Annotated in this window: 16 protein-coding genes; 6 read left to right on the top strand and 10 right to left on the bottom strand. The window is 66.5% G+C overall.

Annotation, left to right across the window (positions count from 1 at the left end):
• Positions 1 to 31 precede the first annotated feature (31 nt).
• The 5 genes from OLX02_RS15270 to OLX02_RS15250 form a co-directional block, all read right to left on the bottom strand.
• Positions 32 to 520: a glutathione peroxidase gene (locus tag OLX02_RS15270; protein ID WP_264424233.1), complete on the bottom strand. Its 489-nt coding sequence runs from the start codon at positions 518 to 520 to the stop codon at positions 32 to 34.
• A gap of 64 nt (positions 521 to 584) precedes the next feature.
• Entirely contained in the window at positions 585 to 851 is a 267-nt protein-coding gene (locus tag OLX02_RS15265) for a hypothetical protein (protein ID WP_264424232.1), read from the bottom strand.
• Positions 852 to 912: 61 nt separating this feature from the next.
• Positions 913 to 1,602 (bottom strand): ABC transporter ATP-binding protein, encoded by a 690-nt coding sequence (locus tag OLX02_RS15260; protein ID WP_264424230.1) that lies wholly within the window; start codon positions 1,600 to 1,602, stop codon positions 913 to 915.
• Entirely contained in the window at positions 1,595 to 2,836 is a 1,242-nt protein-coding gene (locus OLX02_RS15255) for a lipoprotein-releasing ABC transporter permease subunit (RefSeq protein ID WP_264424228.1), read from the bottom strand. Before OLX02_RS15255 ends, OLX02_RS15260 begins: the two co-directional genes overlap by 8 nt.
• 132 nt (positions 2,837 to 2,968) lie before the next feature.
• Positions 2,969 to 4,378, bottom strand: a complete 1,410-nt coding sequence (locus tag OLX02_RS15250) for a diguanylate cyclase domain-containing protein (RefSeq protein WP_264424227.1) — start codon at positions 4,376 to 4,378, stop codon at positions 2,969 to 2,971.
• Positions 4,379 to 4,748: 370 nt separating this feature from the next.
• Between OLX02_RS15250 and purF the strand changes: the two genes are divergently transcribed.
• The 3 genes from purF (at position 4,749) to OLX02_RS15235 (ending at position 7,407) form a co-directional block, all read left to right on the top strand.
• The gene (gene purF, locus OLX02_RS15245) at positions 4,749 to 6,218 is read left to right on the top strand and encodes an amidophosphoribosyltransferase (RefSeq protein WP_264424225.1); all 1,470 of its coding nucleotides are present in this window, start codon (positions 4,749 to 4,751) and stop codon (positions 6,216 to 6,218) included.
• Complete coding sequence (locus OLX02_RS15240; protein WP_264424223.1) at positions 6,218 to 6,940, top strand: SDR family NAD(P)-dependent oxidoreductase; 723 nt, start codon at positions 6,218 to 6,220, stop codon at positions 6,938 to 6,940. Before purF ends, OLX02_RS15240 begins: the two co-directional genes overlap by 1 nt.
• Before the next feature lie 98 nt (positions 6,941 to 7,038).
• On the top strand, positions 7,039 to 7,407 hold the full coding sequence (locus OLX02_RS15235; RefSeq protein ID WP_264424222.1) for a PilZ domain-containing protein: 369 nt from the start codon (positions 7,039 to 7,041) through the stop codon (positions 7,405 to 7,407).
• Positions 7,408 to 7,438: 31 nt separating this feature from the next.
• Here OLX02_RS15235 and OLX02_RS15230 read toward each other — a convergent pair whose 3' ends face one another.
• Positions 7,439 to 8,818: a cryptochrome/photolyase family protein gene (locus OLX02_RS15230; RefSeq protein ID WP_264424221.1), complete on the bottom strand. Its 1,380-nt coding sequence runs from the start codon at positions 8,816 to 8,818 to the stop codon at positions 7,439 to 7,441.
• A 75-nt stretch (positions 8,819 to 8,893) separates the two neighbouring features.
• Here OLX02_RS15230 and OLX02_RS15225 point away from each other — a divergent pair, with 75 nt between their 5' ends.
• Complete coding sequence (locus OLX02_RS15225) at positions 8,894 to 9,685, top strand: phosphatase PAP2 family protein (RefSeq protein ID WP_264424219.1); 792 nt, start codon at positions 8,894 to 8,896, stop codon at positions 9,683 to 9,685.
• A 22-nt stretch (positions 9,686 to 9,707) separates the two neighbouring features.
• Here OLX02_RS15225 and OLX02_RS15220 read toward each other — a convergent pair whose 3' ends face one another.
• Together OLX02_RS15220 and OLX02_RS15215 are read right to left on the bottom strand one after the other, a co-directional pair.
• Positions 9,708 to 10,763 carry a 2-oxoacid:ferredoxin oxidoreductase subunit beta gene (locus tag OLX02_RS15220; protein WP_264424218.1) on the bottom strand — a complete coding sequence of 352 codons (1,056 nt, stop codon included), beginning with the start codon at positions 10,761 to 10,763 and terminating at the stop codon, positions 9,708 to 9,710.
• Positions 10,764 to 10,774: 11 nt separating this feature from the next.
• On the bottom strand, positions 10,775 to 12,658 hold the full coding sequence (locus tag OLX02_RS15215; RefSeq protein WP_264424216.1) for a 2-oxoacid:acceptor oxidoreductase subunit alpha: 1,884 nt from the start codon (positions 12,656 to 12,658) through the stop codon (positions 10,775 to 10,777).
• Positions 12,659 to 12,877: 219 nt separating this feature from the next.
• On the opposite strand from OLX02_RS15215, the gene OLX02_RS15210 reads away from it, so the two are divergent.
• Together OLX02_RS15210 and OLX02_RS15205 are read left to right on the top strand one after the other, a co-directional pair.
• Positions 12,878 to 13,849, top strand: coding sequence for an alpha/beta hydrolase (locus OLX02_RS15210; RefSeq protein WP_264424215.1), 972 nt, complete (start codon positions 12,878 to 12,880; stop codon positions 13,847 to 13,849).
• A 32-nt stretch (positions 13,850 to 13,881) separates the two neighbouring features.
• Positions 13,882 to 14,367: an RNA pyrophosphohydrolase gene (locus OLX02_RS15205; protein WP_264424214.1), complete on the top strand. Its 486-nt coding sequence runs from the start codon at positions 13,882 to 13,884 to the stop codon at positions 14,365 to 14,367.
• Positions 14,368 to 14,422: 55 nt separating this feature from the next.
• Here OLX02_RS15205 and OLX02_RS15200 read toward each other — a convergent pair whose 3' ends face one another.
• Together OLX02_RS15200 and OLX02_RS15195 are read right to left on the bottom strand one after the other, a co-directional pair.
• Positions 14,423 to 14,929, bottom strand: coding sequence for a tetratricopeptide repeat protein (locus tag OLX02_RS15200; RefSeq protein ID WP_264424212.1), 507 nt, complete (start codon positions 14,927 to 14,929; stop codon positions 14,423 to 14,425).
• A 65-nt stretch (positions 14,930 to 14,994) separates the two neighbouring features.
• Positions 14,995 to 16,176 (bottom strand): RsmB/NOP family class I SAM-dependent RNA methyltransferase, encoded by a 1,182-nt coding sequence (locus OLX02_RS15195; RefSeq protein ID WP_264424210.1) that lies wholly within the window; start codon positions 16,174 to 16,176, stop codon positions 14,995 to 14,997.
• Between the last annotated feature and the right edge of the window lie 17 nt (positions 16,177 to 16,193).

Below are 16,193 nucleotides of genomic sequence, written 5' to 3'. Positions count from 1 at the left end.
GGCGAGCGCCTGCCCCTGCCTTTTCAACCGCTCAGAGCAGGGCCTCGATGTCCTTCGCCAGCTTTTCCGGCTTGTCGGTCGGGGCGTAGCGGCGGGCGACCTTGCCATCCCGGTCGATCAGGAACTTGGTGAAGTTCCATTTGACCGACTTGGTGCCCAGAACCCCCGGCGCCTCGGCCTTCAGCCAATCGTAGAGCGGACTGGCCTGCGGGCCGTTGACGTCGACCTTGGCCATCAGCGGGAAGCTGACACCGAAGTTGACCTTGCAAAAGCTCTCGATCTCGTCCGCCGAGCCGGGTTCCTGGTTGCCGAACTGGTTGCAGGGAAACGCCAGCACTTCGAAGCCGCGTTCGCCGTACTTCTGCCACAGCGCCTCCAGCCCGTCGTACTGCGGCGTGAACCCGCATTTGGACGCAGTGTTGACCACCAGCAGAACCTTGCCAGCCTTGTCGGCCAGATCGATCTCGTCACCGTTGGGCAACTTTGCCTTGAAATCGGCAATCGTGCGCGGTGCGCTCATGATACCCCTCCCCATTATGTTGCACACAACCGAATGGAAGAGGTGTCACACCGAGCGGCGAGGATCAAGCCGGAAAGTCTGCCCGCCTGGCCAGCGCTGCGATCTCGGCAGGACCATACTGGCGGTCGCCGGACTTCTCGATCACCAGCCCCTGCCGTTCCGCCTCGGGCATCCGCGAAACAAGGCGAACCATATCCGCAAAGCTGCCGCCGTGCAGAGACGCGAAACTGTGAAACACGCCATCTGCCGCCTCGCGGCGCAAGACGGTGGCGTGGTCATTCCAGAAGGTAGAGCTGGTATCGCCGGATTCGGCGCGGATCGTGGTGTTCATGGGGATACGATCTCCTTTGTCCGCCCACAACGCGCGAACCCGGTTCCCGTATCCCGCGCGCCTAGACGAGAACGCCCTCATGCAGGCGGACCACCCGGTCCATGCGCAGGGCAAGGCGTTCGTTGTGCGTAGCGATCAAGGCCGAACTGCCCTCACCGCGCACCAGCTTGAGGAATTCCTCCAGCACGCGGTCGGCGGTCACTTCGTCGAGATTGCCGGTCGGCTCGTCCGCCAGCACCAGTTCGGGCCGGTTGGCCAGCGCGCGGGCAACGGCCACGCGCTGCTGCTCGCCGCCCGAAAGCTGGCTGGGGCGATGTTCGAGCCGATGGCCCAGGCCGAGCGCGGTCAGCAGCTCGGTGGCGCGCACCCGTGCTTCGGCGGCGCTGCGCCCCGCGACCATCTGCGGCAGGACCACGTTCTCGATCGCGTTGAAATCGGGCAGCAGGTGGTGGAACTGGTAGACGAAGCCCAGGTGATCGCGCCGCAGCGTGGTGCGCGCATCGCCCGAGAGCGCCGAGGCGTTGGTGCCGGCAATCTCGATCAGGCCCTGGAAGCCGCCTTCGAGCAGGCCGATGGCCTGAAGCATGGTCGACTTGCCCGAACCGGACGGGCCGAGCAGCGCCACAATTTCCCCGGGGCGGATGTCGAGATTCACCCCGCGCAGCACATCGATGGTGACACCGCCCTGCGAGAAGCTGCGCCGCAAGTCCTTCAGGCGCACGACCGGAGAGCTGCTGACCGGATCATTCATAGCGAAGCACCTGCACGGGGTCGGTGCTGGCCGCCTTCAGCGCCGGATAAAGCGTCGCCAGGAAACTGAGCACAAGGGCCATGATGCTGATCGTCACGATCTCCACCGGATCGCTGCGGCTGGGCAGGTCAGTGAGGAAACGGATCGACGGGTCCCACAGGTTCTGCCCGGTGAGATATTCGACCGCGTGGACAATCGGCTGGCGGAAATAGAGGAACACGAAGCCCAGCAGCAATCCGCCCAGCGTGCCCAGCGCGCCGATAACGAAGCCGATGGTGACGAAGATCTTGAGCAGGCTTTTGCGTGTCGCGCCCATCGTGCGCAGGATCGCGATATCGCGCATCTTGGCGCGCACCAGCATGATCAGCGACGAAAGGATGTTGAACACCGCGACCAGCACGATGATCGACAGCACCACGAACATGGCCACGCGCTCCACCGCCAGCGCCTCGAACAGGCTGGCGTTGATCGTCTTCCAGTCAGTGAGGACGGCGCGGCCGGCAAGCTGCTGCTTGAGCGGGCCAAGCGTCTCCATCACGGTATCGGGATCGACGGTGGTGACCTCGATCATGCCGATGCTGTCACCGGTCAACAGCAGGGTCTGTGCATCCGCGATGGGCATGACGACATAGGCGTTGTCGTAGTCGTAGACGCCGATCTCGAAGATCGCGGCCACCTTGTAGCCGATCTCACGCGGGACGGTGCCGAACGGCGTGGAACGCCCCTGCGGATTGATGATCGTGATCGTGTCGCCCACCCGCGCCCCAAGATTTTCGGCAAGGCGCGAACCAATGGCGACGCTGCCCGATTCCGGCTGAAGGTCGGCGAACGAGCCAGCGAGGCGCTTCTGCTCGAGCCGCTGGAGATCGGGCTTCGTATTGCCGCGCACGAGGATGGCCTCGACCCGGCCGTTGAAGCTGGCCAGCAGCGGCTGCTCGATCAGCGGCGAAGCATGGGTAACGCCGGGCGTGGCTTCGACCCGCTTCAGGATCTGCTGCCAGTCATCGAGCCGGCCACCGTAGGCCTGGATGATGGCATGGCCGTTCAGCCCGACGATCTTGTCGAGCAGTTCGGCGCGAAAGCCATTCATCACGCTCATCACGATGACCAGCGCGGCGACGCCGAGCGTTACCGCGACGAAGCTGATCCCGGCGACCAGGGCGATGAACGCCTCCCCTCGCCCCGGCAGCATATAGCGCTTGGCGATGGTCCATTCAAAAGGCGAGAGGATCAAACCGGTGGTCTTTCGCTCGGGGCAACGGGACGCGCGGGATTTAGGGCCACTTGCCGGGGGTGGCAATGGCCCGCGGGCATCGGCGCGGATAACCCCTGCGGCGAAGAACGGTTCCCGCCGCCCGCCTGCCCGTCAGGCGGCGACCGCGTAGCGTGCGCGCCCTTGCGCCTTGGCCCGGTAGAGCGCGGCGTCGGCTGCGGCGAGCGCGTCGTCGATGTCGCCATCCAGCGGCGCGATCCCCGCGCTGACGGTGATCGAGACCGGCCCCGCGCGCGAGGCGATGGGCGTACCCGCAATGCAGCGGCTGAGCGTGCCGCACACGGCCTCTGCCTCACGCGTGGTGCAGTCGGGCAGCAGGATCGCGAATTCCTCCCCGCCGATGCGCGCCAGAGTCCCTTCCCCGCCCAGCGCGGATTCGGCGATGGCGGCGAAGGCGGCCAGCACTTCGTCACCGACGAGGTGCCCATAGCGATCGTTGACGCTTTTGAACCGGTCGATATCGACCAGCGCGACACACGCTCGGTCGGCCTGGCCCGCCAGTTGATCGAGCGCTGCGGAAAACGCGCGCCGGTTGGGCAGACCCGTCAACGGATCGGTCAACGCGGCGCGCGAAAGGTCGTCCGACAGCAGGCGATAGCGGGCCTCGCTGCGCGCCAGATCGCTCACCTGCCGGCGGCGGCGCTCCTGCTCGCAGATGATCGGCAGCGCGCACAGCGTGGTGAACGCTGCGTAGAGTTCAAAGACCTGCACCCGGTCGCCGGGGCTCAGGTTCATCCCGGCCAACGGACCAAGGCCGCGCAACGTGAGCGTGCCGCCCACCGTCGCCAGCACGACCGGGAGCGCCATCGCCACCGCCGCGCTAGACCAGACGGCTGCGAACATCGCGAAGACCAGCGGCAGCAGCATCAGCGGGCGGATCGGCTGGGTAAACACGCCGAACGTCAACAAGGCCATGGTGGCAACCAGCAGCAAACGGGTCGTCGCAGTTTCGCGCGAGATCATCGGTCGCCGCGAGGCGAAGCTGCGCGCCGCGACAAGGCTGAACGGCGCGACCGTGAGCAGGCCAACGGCATGGCCGATGAGCCAATGATAGAAGTTCCGTTCGAAATCGATGCCGGCGATCAACGAAGCGATGGCCGAGCCCGCCGTCGCGCCGGCCAGCGGGACGATCACGCCAAGGCCGAGATAGTATCCCGCGACCAGTTCCAGCGTCTCGCGCGGCCAGTGCGCCTCGATCAGCCGGCGCAGCACCATCGCCGCCGCCGCGGCTTCGCCCACGTTGACCAGAGCCAGCGGGAAGGCAGGTGCCCAGCCGAGTCCGAACAGGCCGGTTCCCACTGTATTGGCGGCAACGCAGGCAAGGATCGTGGCGCAACGCTGCGGGCGCGCCATCACCACCAGGCTCGCGGCCAGCACGGCACCGGAAATCCAGATCATGGCCACGCCGCCCTCGAAGCGGCTGTAGTGGACCGAATAGACGACTCCGGCGAAATAGAGCAGCGCGGTGACGATGGCGGGACGGTAGCTTCTGACGAAATCCATGCCGCCGGAATGGGACCGAAACGGTTAATTCCAATCTAACTTCCGGAAATTGTGCCGATTATCCAAAAACCACCCCTGAAGCATAGAGCGCAGCCAGCAGTCCGGCGAAAAGCGTCGCCAGCACCAGCAGGGCGGCTCGGATGATGTTGCCCGTCACGATGGTTCTCCTTGCAGCCGTACATGGCTTTGCGCGTGTCACTATCGGTAAGGCCGGGTGACGCGGACGGTTCCTGCGGGAACCGAACCACCCTTGGCACATGCACCTGCTGCAATCGCGCATACTCGGCGCTTGCGTTCCGTGACAAAGGTCGCCACATGGGCGCCGACCCTGGCCGGTGCCCTTTGCGCCCTTGCGAGTCCACCAAGACACATGAACATCACCGATCCCTTTCTCAGCCGCGACGGCGACAAGCTGCGCGAAGAATGTGGCATTTTCGGCGCGCTCGGCGCGCGCGATGCCGCGGCCATGGTTGCACTCGGGCTGCACGCGTTGCAGCACCGCGGGCAGGAAGCCGTGGGCATCACCAGCTTCGACGGACAGGAGTTCTACTCCCGCCGCGGCATCGGCCACGTTGCCGCCAACTTCTCGTCGGGGCAGGCTATCGCCGAACTGCCGGGGATGATGGCTGCCGGCCACGTGCGCTATTCCACCACCGGCGGATCGGGCCTGCGCAACGTGCAGCCGCTCTTTGCCGACCTTGCCTCCGGCGGGTTCGCCATCGCGCACAACGGCAACATCTCGAACGCGATGTTCCTGAAGCGTGACCTTGTGCAGAAGGGCGCGATCTTCCAGTCGACGTCCGACACCGAGGTCATCATCCACCTCGTCGCGACGAGCCGCTACCCCACCCTGCTCGACCGCTTCGTCGATGCGCTGCGGCTGGTCGAAGGCGCCTATTCGCTGATCTGCATGACCCCTGAGGGCATGATCGCCTGCCGCGATCCGCTGGGCATCCGCCCGCTGGTGATGGGCAAGCTGGGCGACGCGATGGTCTTCGCCAGCGAAACGGTCGCGCTCGACGTGGTCGGCGCGGACTTCGTGCGCGAAGTCGAGCCGGGCGAACTGATCCAGGTCGATCTCGACGGCGAGATCCGCAGCCACCGCCCGTTCGGCGACACGCCGGGCCGTCCGTGCATTTTCGAGCACGTCTACTTCAGCCGCCCGGACTCGGTCATGGGCGGGCACTCGGTCTACCAGGTGCGCAAGGCCATCGGCAGCCAGCTGGCGATCGAAAGCCCGGCCGATGCCGACCTCGTCATTCCGGTGCCGGACAGCGGCGTTCCCGCCGCGCTCGGCTATGCACAGCAGTCGGGCATCCCGTTCGAGCTGGGCATCATCCGCTCGCACTATGTCGGCCGCACGTTCATCCAGCCTTCGGACGGCGCGCGCAATCTTGACGTGAAGCGCAAGCACAACGCCAACCGCGCGCTCGTCGAAGGCAAGCGCATCGTGCTGATCGACGATTCGATCGTGCGCGGCACCACCAGCCTCAAGATCGTGCAGATGATGCGCGATGCCGGCGCCGCCGAAGTGCACATGCGCATCGCCAGCCCGCCGACCGAGCATTCCTGCTTCTACGGCGTCGATACGCCCGAACGCTCGAAGCTGCTTGCCGCGCGCATGGACATTCAGGCGATGGCCAAGTTCATCCATGCCGACAGCCTCGCGTTCGTCTCGATCGACGGACTCTACCGCGCGGTGGGCGAAAAGCAGCGCGACAGCGCCTGCCCGCAATATTGCGACGCCTGCTTCTCGGGCGAATATCCCACCCGGCTGACCGACCTGGCCGAGCGGGACGATCCCGCGCAGCTTTCGCTGCCTGTCGGCAAGGTGGCCTGATGACGGACGGCTCGCGGCCGCTCGAAGGCCAGCTCGCACTTGTTACCGGCGCCAGCCGTGGCATCGGCGCGGCAACGGCGAAGGCTCTTGCCGCCGCCGGCGCGCACGTGGTCCTCGTCGCCCGCACCGCGAAGGATCTGGAAGCGGTCGAGGAAGCAATTTTCGCAGCCGGTGGCCACGCGACGATCGCGCCGGTCGACCTTGCAGAGCCCGAAGGCATTGCCCGGCTGGCCACTGCGATCTCCGGCCGGTGGGATGCTCTGGACATCCTGGTCATCAACGCGGCCGTCCTCCCGGTGCTGACCCCGGTGTGGCAGATCGACCAGCGCGATTTCATGCGCGGGTTGACGCTCAATGTGCTGGCGACGCAGGCGCTGATCATGGGCTTCGACAAGATGCTCAAGAAGAGCAAGAACGCCCGCGTGATCGGCGTGACGAGCAGCGTCGGCGCCACCGCGCGCCCCTATTGGGGTGCTTACGGTTCGTCGAAGGCCGCGTTCGACAACCTGCTGGACTGCTACGCGCAGGAAGTGCGCTCGATATCGAACGTGCGCGTCGCCATCGTCGATCCGGGTGCCACGCGCACCGCGATGCGCGCCAAGGCCTATCCGGGCGAAGACCCGCAGAGCGTCAAGGCACCGGAAGTGGTGGCCAACCGGATTGCCACACTGGTCGGCGAAAGCTTCGCCAGCCCCCACCGCGAGCGCGTTAACCAATCCTGATAACGCAGCGGTAAGGTCGAACCGTCATCCTTCTCCAATCCTGCCGGTAATTCCGGAAGGAATCGCGCCCCGATGGCGCGACTTTGCGAGATTGGTCGATGAGCACGACTTGGCGGGATTCCCGGTTCGGACCGGGCAGCTATGAACACTCAGCGCAGGAAGATCGCTGCGCGCCGCGGTCCAGGGTGTCCATTCCGGCCACCTTGCGCCCCTCTGCGGCCAAGGGCTTCCACACCATCGTGCAGGATCTTTCGCTGGGCGGATTCTCGGGAACCGCACTCAACCGGATGCACGTGGGCACGATCTGCTGGCTGACCCTGCCGGGCCTTGAATCGCTTCAAGCCGAAGTGGCGTGGTGGCACAACGGCGTGGTGGGCTGCGCCTTCGCCAACCTGCTCAGCCCGATCGTGCATGACAATCTTCTGGCGCGCTATCGCGGCGACGGGGTCTACCGCCACGCTCGCTGAAAGGCTCCGCTGAACGAAGCGGCAGCCGCTCTCAACTTTCCTTCATCAGGCCGTGGGCCGCCAGCGCGCGGGCGCGCCCCTCCGCATGGCCGACGATCTTCGCCGGATATCCCTTGGGCGGGCGCACGGGATCGTGGATGTCCCTGTCCGCCAGTTGCGCGAGTTCCGGAACCCAGCGCCGGATATAGTCCGCCGCCTCGAACTTGGGAGACTGGGTCAACGGCGCCATGATCCGCACGAACATGTTGGAATCGACGCCTGTTCCGGCTGTCCACTGCCAGTTCACCGCGTTCGAGCCATAGTCCGCATCAACCAGCGTGTCCCAGAACCAGCGCTCGCCTTCGCGCCAGTCGATCAGCAGGTGCTTCACCAGAAAGCTCGCCGCGATCATCCGCACGCGGTTGTGCATCCATCCGGTATGCCACAGCTCGCGCATCCCGGCATCGACAATGGGATAGCCGGTGCGCCCCTGCTGCCATGCGGCCAGATCGGCGGGCGCATCGCGCCATGCGATCCGGTCGAACGCCTCGCGCGCGTTGCGGGTCGCATAGTCGGGATATTGCAGGATCACGTTCTGCGCATAGTCGCGCCAGCCCAGCTCGCCCAGGAAGGTGCCGACCGATCCGCCCTTCGCCGCTGCGGCGTGCCACGCCTGCGCCGGCGAAATCTCGCCGAAATGAAGATGCGGCGACAGGCGCGAGGTCCCCTCGACCGACGGCAGATTGCGCTGCTCCTCGTAGCGCGCGGCGATGGGGGCAAAGTCGGCAAGGCGTTCGCGCGCGCCGGCCTCGCCCGGGGTCCATTCCTCGCGCATCCCGCCCGCCCAGTCGGGCTTGCTGGGCAGCAGGTTCCAGTCGGCAAGATCGTCGGATTGGGGCCAGATCGCCGGCGCTGCCAGATGCTCCGGCGCGGGCAGCGGCGGCGCCGGAGGCATTCGCTCGGACAGGGCGCGCCAGAATGGCGTATAGATCTTGTAGGGTTGCCCCGCACCCGTCGTCACCGACCCCGGCGGTGCGAGATAGTTGCCGTCGTGGCAATACAGCGTGAAGGCCTTGCCGACCGCCTTTTCGGCATTGCGCCACCAGGGTTCGTAATGCCGCAGCGCGTGGACGATGCGCGCCCCGGTCTGCCGGCGGACTGCGGCCAGTTCCTCGTGGCATTTGCCGCGCCGCAGGATCAGCCGCGAGCCAATCCGGCGCAAGTCCGCATCGAGGCTGGCGAGGCTGTGGTGCAGCCACCAGCGCGAGGCGGCGCCCATGCGGCGATGCTTCGGCGTATCGTCATCCAGCACATAGACCGGTATCACCGGCGCGCCCGAGGCCGCTGCAGCCGCGAAGGCGGGCTGATCGGCCAGACGCAGGTCGCGGCGCAGCCAGACGATGCAGGGCGATGCCGCCGGCGAAGCTGTCACGATGCCATCCTTTCCTTGCCGCGCGGCCCATTCTTTTCGGGAACACCGTGCGCCCCGCGAGGGTTTCCCGCTGCAATGACCGAACCAGACCATGATCGCCACCTGTCCGTAAGGGTGCCCTTGCCCACCCACGGGTGGCGCATTTCGCCCACACACGCACTCGTCGCCGCAGCGCTGTGCTGGGCGGGCTTCGGCGTGATCGTCTGGGCGGTCGAGGCGGGGCGCACCGCGGCTGTCGACAGCGCAGGACTGCTGCTCTGGCGCCGGGGGGCGGAACTCACTCCGGCCGGTCCCCCGTGGGTGCTCGAAGGCGTGCGCGACATGACCGCGCTGGGCGGCGTGCTGCTGCGCAACCTGTTCGCGATGGGTGCGATCGTCGCGCTGCTGTTCCTGCGCCTGCGCCGCGAAGCAGTGTTGCTCGCCGCGACCATCGGCGGCGGGTGGATCGTCAATTCGCTGGTGAAGCTGACCGTCGGCCGCCCGCGCCCGATGATCGTGCCGCACCTTACCGAGGCCGGCGGGCAAAGCTTCCCCAGCGGGCACAGCTTCAACGCGGCCGTGGTCTATATAGCGATGGCGCTGGCCTTTGCCGCCATGAGCCCCCGTCGCAGCGTGCGTTGGACGCTCGTAGCCAGCGCGCTGCTGCTGACGCTGATGATCGCGTTCAGCAGGGTATGGCTGGGCGTCCACTTTCCCAGCGATGTCGTGGCCGGATGGCTTGGCGGTGCTGGCTGGGCATTCCTCGCCTCGGCGCTGCTGCACCGGCCAGCAAAGGCGGTGGCTGAACAGGCAGATGCTGCGCTGGAAGGGATGACGCCCGGCGATGTCCAGCAGAAAGGCCCCGCCGATCCCGGCGAGGCCTCCTGATTACACTGCGATTGTCGCCGGATCAGATCGGATCGGCGGCGGTGCCCGAAACGGTCCAGGTCTGGCCCTTGCCGAGCAGCTTGGCGAGGTTCGCTTCCTTGCCGGCGCGGGCCTTGGCGTCCTGCTCCAGCGTGGTCTGCTCGTACGTGGGACGCGGATCATCGTAGATCACGCCCAGCGCCATCGGGAACGGACCGAACGGCATTTCCACCAGCATATGCGCGATCGCGCGGTTCTTGACGTTGTGGACGATCACGCCCGCCGCCTGCCAATCGCCATCGACCACGTCGACGACCTTGAGGCTAAGCGTCTCGATGTCGAGCGCGATGCCCTTCACGCCGCCGGACTTGACGCTGCCGAACAGCATCGGCTCGCCGTCCTTCACCCAGAGCTGGTTCTGGTCGGCCACGCCCTTGGCGGTGAAATCGTCGAACCGGTCCTTGTTATAGACGATGCAGTTCTGGAAGATTTCCACGAACGCCGCGCCCTGGTGGGCATGGGCGGCCTTCAGCACCGAGCCAAGATCCTTCGACACGTCATAGGCGCGCGCGATGAACCGCCCGCCCGCACCCAGCGCGAAAGCGCAAGGCAGCGCCGGCCGGTCGACCGAGCCGAGCGGCGAGGTCGGCGAGTTGGTGCCAAGCCGGCTCGTGGGCGAATACTGGCCCTTGGTGAGGCCGTAGATCTCGTTGTTGAACAACAGGATCTGCGTGTTCACGTTGCGGCGCAGGATGTGCATCGTGTGGTTGCCGCCGATCGACATGCCGTCGCCGTCACCGGTGACGAGCCACACGTCGAGTTCGGGGTTGGCCAGCTTGATGCCCGTGGCGAACGCCGGCGCGCGGCCGTGGATCGTGTGGAAGCCATAGCTTTCCACATAATACGGGAAACGGCTTGAGCAGCCGATGCCCGAAACGAACACGGTCTTCGACGGATCGGCACCGATTTCAGGCAGCGTGCGCTGCACCGCCTTCAGGATCGCGTAGTCGCCGCAACCCGGGCACCAACGCACTTCCTGGTCGGTTTCCCAGTCCTTCATGGTGGTCTGGAACTTCGCGATGGGGGTCATGTCGTTCATGTCTGTTCCCCTTACGCCAGCGCGGCTTCGATCGCGGCTTCGATTTCCGCGATCGTGAACGGCTGGCCGCTGGTCTTGTTGAGCGGCTTGGCGTCGACCAGATACTGGTCGCGCAGCACGGTCTTGAACTGCCCGGTGTTCATTTCGGGCACCAGCACCTTGTCATACCCCTTGAGCAGATCGCCCAGGTTGGTCGGCAGCGGCCAGATGTGGCGCACATGAATGTGCGCGACGTCGAGCCCCTTGCGGCGTGCGCGGCGCACGGCCTGGTGGATCGGGCCATAGGTACTGCCCCAACCAACGACCGCGAGCTTGCCGCCCGCCTCGCCAAGAGTCACCTCCTGCTGCGGGATGCTATTGGCAACCCCGTCGACCTTTGCGCGGCGCGCGTCGGTCATCAGCTGGTGGCTGGCCGGCGAATAGTCGATATTGCCGGTGCCGGGGTTCTTCTCGATGCCGCCGATACGGTGCATCAGGCCAGGCGTACCGGCCTTGATCCACGGACGGGCGCCCTTCTCGTCTCGCGCGAAAGGCAGCAGTTCGCCGTTCGGGCCGTTCTTCTCTTCGAGGAACTTCGCCGGGAACGGCGTGAAGCTGGCCGGATCCGGCACCTTCCACGGTTCGGCCGCATTGGCGATGTAGCCGTCGGTGAGCAGCATGACCGGGGTCATGTATTCCACCGCGATGCGGCACGCCTCGATCGCGCATTCGAAGCAGTCCGACGCCGAACGCGCGGCGATGACCGGCATCGGCGCGTCGCCGTTGCGGCCATAAACGGCCTGATAGAGGTCCGACTGCTCGGTCTTGGTCGGCAGGCCGGTCGAAGGGCCGCCGCGCTGCGAGTTGACGATGACCAGCGGCAGCTCGGTGATGATGGCAAGGCCCATGGCCTCACCCTTCAGCGCGATGCCGGGGCCGGAGGACGACGTCACGCCCAGCTGGCCCGCATAGGACGCGCCGATGGCCGAGGCGATCGCCGCGATCTCGTCTTCCGCCTGGAAGGTGGTGACCCCGAATTCCTTGAGCCGCGCAAGGTTGTGCAGGATCGCGGAGGCCGGGGTAATCGGATAACCGCCGAAGAACAGCGGCAATTCGGCCAGCTGCGCGCCCGCCACGAGGCCCAGGCTGATCGCTTCCGCGCCGGTGACGGTACGGTAGAGGCCCGGTTCGCTTTCGACCGGAGCGATGTGATACTGCTTGAGCGGCCCGGCGATTTCCGCCGTCTCACCATAGGCATGGCCGGCATTCAGCGCGGCAATGTTGGCGTCGGCCAGCACCTTGTTCTTGGCGAACTTGGCGTTGAGCCAGTCGATCAGCGGCTGGCGATCACGGTCGAACATCCACAGCGCAAGGCCGAGCGTCCACATGTTCTTGCAGCGGAGCGCTTCCTTGTTGCCAAGGCCGAAGGGCTTCACCGCTTCCAGCGTCAGTGCCGAGATGTCGAACGCCAGGACCTGCCACTTTTCAAGGCTGCCGTCGTCAAACGGGCTGACGTCGTACTTGGCCTTTTCCAGGTTGCGCTTGTTGAACTCGCCGGTGTCCGCGATGATCAGGCCGCCGGCCTTGAGCGCGCCGACGTTGGTCTTCAACGCAGCCGGGTTCATCGCCACGAGCACGTCGGGCTGGTCGCCCGCCGTGTCGATGTCAGTCGAGCCAAAGTTGATCTGGAACGCCGAGACACCGAACAGCGTGCCCTGCGGCGCGCGGATTTCGGCGGGGAAATCGGGGAACGTGGCAAGGTCATTACCCGCCAGCGCGGTGGAAAGCGTGAACTGACCACCGGTCAGCTGCATGCCGTCGCCCGAGTCGCCGGCAAAACGTACCACGACCGCCTCGGGGGCGGGCGTTTCCTTGCCGCCCGTCAGAGCGTCCGGTCCTTCTGCAAGTGTAGCCATATGATCCTCTGCTGCGCGCCGGAGAGTCCCCCGGAAGAGCTTGCTCCGCGCCTATTCCCCCACTGGCGCTCACGCAAAGAAGAAAATCTCTCCCACGCAAAAACGCTCCCACCGACTTGATTCCGTTCGAGAGGGCTAGTCAAGTTGCAAAAAGCAGACTCAATATCACGAGCGGGCACCCCGGCGGTGCAACCGGACAAGGGAAAAGGACCAAGGGCAATGGCTGATAGCGAAACCATCGAGCGGACCGAGCACTACGTGCGGCCCGACGTGCGCGCCTTCCTCGACATGATGAACGCGATCGATGCACCCCCGATGAGCGCGGTCGGTCCCGAGGCCGCGCGCGCGGGCTACATCGCCATGGGCCAGATGGCCGAGGCCGATCCCCGCCCGCTCGCCGTGATCCGCGACCTGACCTGCCCGGGGCCCGCCGGCGACATCCGCTTGCGCTTCTACGATACGCGCGAAGTGCGCGAGGCCGGCCCAGTGGTGGTGTTCTACCACGGTGGCGGCTTCGTCATCGGCGATCTAGAAAGCCATCACAGCCTGTGCACCGCGATCTCGGCCGATCTGGACCTTCCGGTGGTGGCGGTGGATTACCGCCTGGCACCCGAAGCCCCCTTCCCTGCCGCGCCCGATGACTGCGAAGCCGCGACGCGCTGGATCGCCAGCAGCCCGGCCGAACTGGGCCGCACGTTCACCGGGCTTGTCCCGATGGGCGATTCGGCCGGCGGAAACCTCACCATCGTCATCGCCCAGGCGCTCGCGGCAAAACCCGCCGCGGTTCCCGTGCTGGTGCAGGTGCCCCTCTATCCCGTGGCGGACGACAACCTCGACGACTGGTCGTATCATGCCTTCGCCGAAGGCTTCCTGCTGACCCGCGAAACGATGATCTGGTTCGGCGAAGCCTATGGCGCCGAGCAGGGCCATCCCCGTTCCGCACCGATCAAGGGCGATCTTGCCGGCACCCCGCCGACCGTGCTCGTCACCGCCGGACTCGATCCATTGCGGGACGGTGGCCGCGCCTATGGCGCTGCGCTGATCCAAGCGGGGGTTGACGTAACCTACCTTGAGATGAAAGGCACGATCCATGGCTTCGTCCAGACCCGCAAGGCCCTGCCGAGCGCGAACGACGACCTCGCCGCAATTCTGGCCGAGGTGCGCGTGAAGCTGGCAAAGGCAGGCGCCTGATGCCGGGCTGAACACTGAGGAACGACAACGCGATGAGTGCTGACTTTGCCGGGCTTCCCTATCGTCCTTGCGTGGGCGTGATGCTGGTCAATGCGCATGGCCGCGTGTTCGTGGGCAAGCGTATCGACAACAAGGAAGGCGATGCCTGGCAGATGCCGCAGGGCGGGATCGACGACGGGGAGGATCTCCACCCCGCCGCGTTCCGCGAACTGCACGAGGAAACCGGCGTCACGCCGGACCTCGTCACCGTGATCGCGGAGAGCCGGGAAGAACATTTCTATGATCTTCCCGGCGAGCTCCTCGGCAAACTGTGGGGCGGCCGCTTTCGCGGGCAGCGCCAGCGCTGGCTGCTGCTGCGCTTCACCGGCGAAGACGCGCACATTGACCTTGAGGCGCATAACCCGCCCGAATTCTGCGAATGGAAATGGGTCGAGCCGGAAATGCTCCCCGACCTGATCGTGCCGTTCAAGCGGCGTGTCTACCGGCAGGTGCTGGACGAGTTCCGCGCGCTGATCTGACGCTACGGGCGGGTGATTGCGCCGGCCGCTGCCTTCACTCTCAGTTCTTCGCCTGTCAGTTTGCTTCAACAGTCGGTTGCGGCGTGATCGCCTCGGCGGTCACCACTTTGGGCACCGCGCCGCGCGCGATGGCGGCGGACAGCGCTTCCGTCTCGCCGCAGCCCTTCCCGCACAGCCCTTCCAGCCGGGCGAGATTCGCGCGTGCCTTCTCGACCGCGCCCTTCTCGGCCAAGGCACCGCCTTCGCCGGAAATCGCCGCGACATTGTTGGGATCGCGCTCCAGCGCTTCGCGGTAGTAGTGGATCGCCTTGCCCTGAAGGCCCGACTTGCGCGCCGCGTCGCCGAGCGCGAGGTACGTGCCGACATAGCCGGGATCGACCGCCAGCGCCGCCTCGAAGCTGTCCGTCGCGCCATCGATTTCGCCGTGCGACAGCTGCGCACGGCCCGTTTCGAGCAGCATCTGCGCGCGCGGATCGATCGGGTCGCTCACGCGCGCCGATCCCATGCTTCCGGTGACCAGGACCAACAGGGACAGGGCAACAGCAGCAGGCGTATAGCGCATCAACAGCTCCTTGAGCCGGAAATCCAGCTTGCGAGATCCTCCGGCGTCCATCCTCCGGGTTTTTATCACAAGTGCCGCAGCCGTGCGAAGAAAAACCCGTCCGTCCCGTCATGGAACGGTGTCAGCCGCCACCCATCGCCGCGGGCGCGGCCCAGCGGGCACGTCACCGTTTCCGCCACCCAGTCCGACCGTTCGGCAAGGAAGGCCCGCACCACGTCGGCGCCCTCCTGATCGAGGAGCGAACAGACGATGTAGACGAGCCGGCCACCCGGCGCGACAAGATCGGCCGCAATGCGCAGGACGTTCGCCTGCATCCCGGCGTAGCGCGTGATGCCCGCGGGCGTCAGCCTCCAGCGCGCCTCGGGATTGCGCCGCCACGTGCCCGTGCCCGAACAGGGCGCATCGACCAGCGCTGCGTCGACGCCGCCGGCCAGATCGGCGAGCGCCTGCATCTCGCGGCCCGGATCGAGCAGCCGAGTCTCCGCCAGCGCGCCGGCACGTGCCGCGCGTTCGGGCAGGCGCGAAAGGCGCGCGCGGTCGATGTCGCAGGCGATCAGGCGCCCGGTGTTGCCCATCGCTGCGGCGAGTGCGAGCGTCTTGCCGCCCGCACCGGCGCACAGATCCACCACCGTCTCGCCCGGTCGCACGTCCAGCGCTTCGCACGAAAGCTGGCTGCCGGTGTCCTGCACCTCGAACAGCCCTTGGGCATATTCCGGCCAGCTCTCGGCCGCCGTGCCCGCAGCGAGCCTCAGCCCCTGCCGGGCCGCCGTCGGCTCCGCCGTCACCGGTAGCCGGTCGGCCAATTCCTCACGCGTGATCTTCAGGCCGTTGGCACGCAGATCGAGCGGCGCACGCGCCAGCAGCGCGCCCTGCTCGTCCGGCCCAAGACCCGACGCTTCAAGACGGTCCAGCAGCCATTGCGGCGCCGCGCCCCCGCTTGCCGCGCCTTCGCCCGCACCGATCGGCGCCGGGCCATAGCGCGATCCGTCGAACAGCGCCGCCAGCGCGGCATCGCCTTGCGCCAGCCGCAGCATGGCAGCCCGGCCATTCTCGGGAATGTCACCGCAGGCCCGGATGGCGTTCCATGCCATATCGCGGATCGCGCGGCGGTCCTTCGATCCGACGAAACGGCGCGCGCGGAACCACTCCGCCGCGATGCGGTCGGCCGAAGCACCCTGCCCCCGTGCCGCCGCGATCACAGCGTCGAGAATGTCGATAGCCGCCTGTACGCGCGCCGAAGGCGTCATCGCCCGCCCCCGGTCAC

This window comes from Novosphingobium sp. KCTC 2891 (assembly GCF_025938155.1).
In the GTDB taxonomy this organism is placed as follows: Bacteria; Pseudomonadota; Alphaproteobacteria; order Sphingomonadales; family Sphingomonadaceae; genus Novosphingobium.
The sequence above is the reverse complement of the archived record's forward strand: the minus strand, read 5'-3'. Positions and strand labels throughout refer to the sequence as shown.

Bases quoted from the DNA above. Each gene is read 5' to 3' on its own strand.
- OLX02_RS15270 (WP_264424233.1), bottom strand. From the start codon at position 520: ATGAGCGCACCGCGCACGATTGCCGATTTCAAGGCAAAGTTGCCCAAC.
- OLX02_RS15265 (WP_264424232.1), bottom strand. From the start codon at position 851: ATGAACACCACGATCCGCGCCGAATCCGGCGATACCAGCTCTACCTTC.
- OLX02_RS15260 (WP_264424230.1), bottom strand. From the start codon at position 1,602: ATGAATGATCCGGTCAGCAGCTCTCCGGTCGTGCGCCTGAAGGACTTG.
- OLX02_RS15250 (WP_264424227.1), bottom strand. From the start codon at position 4,378: ATGGATTTCGTCAGAAGCTACCGTCCCGCCATCGTCACCGCGCTGCTC.
- purF (WP_264424225.1), top strand. From the start codon at position 4,749: ATGAACATCACCGATCCCTTTCTCAGCCGCGACGGCGACAAGCTGCGC.
- OLX02_RS15240 (WP_264424223.1), top strand. From the start codon at position 6,218: ATGACGGACGGCTCGCGGCCGCTCGAAGGCCAGCTCGCACTTGTTACC.
- OLX02_RS15235 (WP_264424222.1), top strand. From the start codon at position 7,039: ATGAGCACGACTTGGCGGGATTCCCGGTTCGGACCGGGCAGCTATGAA.
- OLX02_RS15225 (WP_264424219.1), top strand. From the start codon at position 8,894: ATGACCGAACCAGACCATGATCGCCACCTGTCCGTAAGGGTGCCCTTG.
- OLX02_RS15220 (WP_264424218.1), bottom strand. From the start codon at position 10,763: ATGAACGACATGACCCCCATCGCGAAGTTCCAGACCACCATGAAGGAC.
- OLX02_RS15215 (WP_264424216.1), bottom strand. From the start codon at position 12,658: ATGGCTACACTTGCAGAAGGACCGGACGCTCTGACGGGCGGCAAGGAA.
- OLX02_RS15210 (WP_264424215.1), top strand. From the start codon at position 12,878: ATGGCTGATAGCGAAACCATCGAGCGGACCGAGCACTACGTGCGGCCC.
- OLX02_RS15205 (WP_264424214.1), top strand. From the start codon at position 13,882: ATGAGTGCTGACTTTGCCGGGCTTCCCTATCGTCCTTGCGTGGGCGTG.
- OLX02_RS15200 (WP_264424212.1), bottom strand. From the start codon at position 14,929: ATGCGCTATACGCCTGCTGCTGTTGCCCTGTCCCTGTTGGTCCTGGTC.
- OLX02_RS15195 (WP_264424210.1), bottom strand. From the start codon at position 16,176: ATGACGCCTTCGGCGCGCGTACAGGCGGCTATCGACATTCTCGACGCT.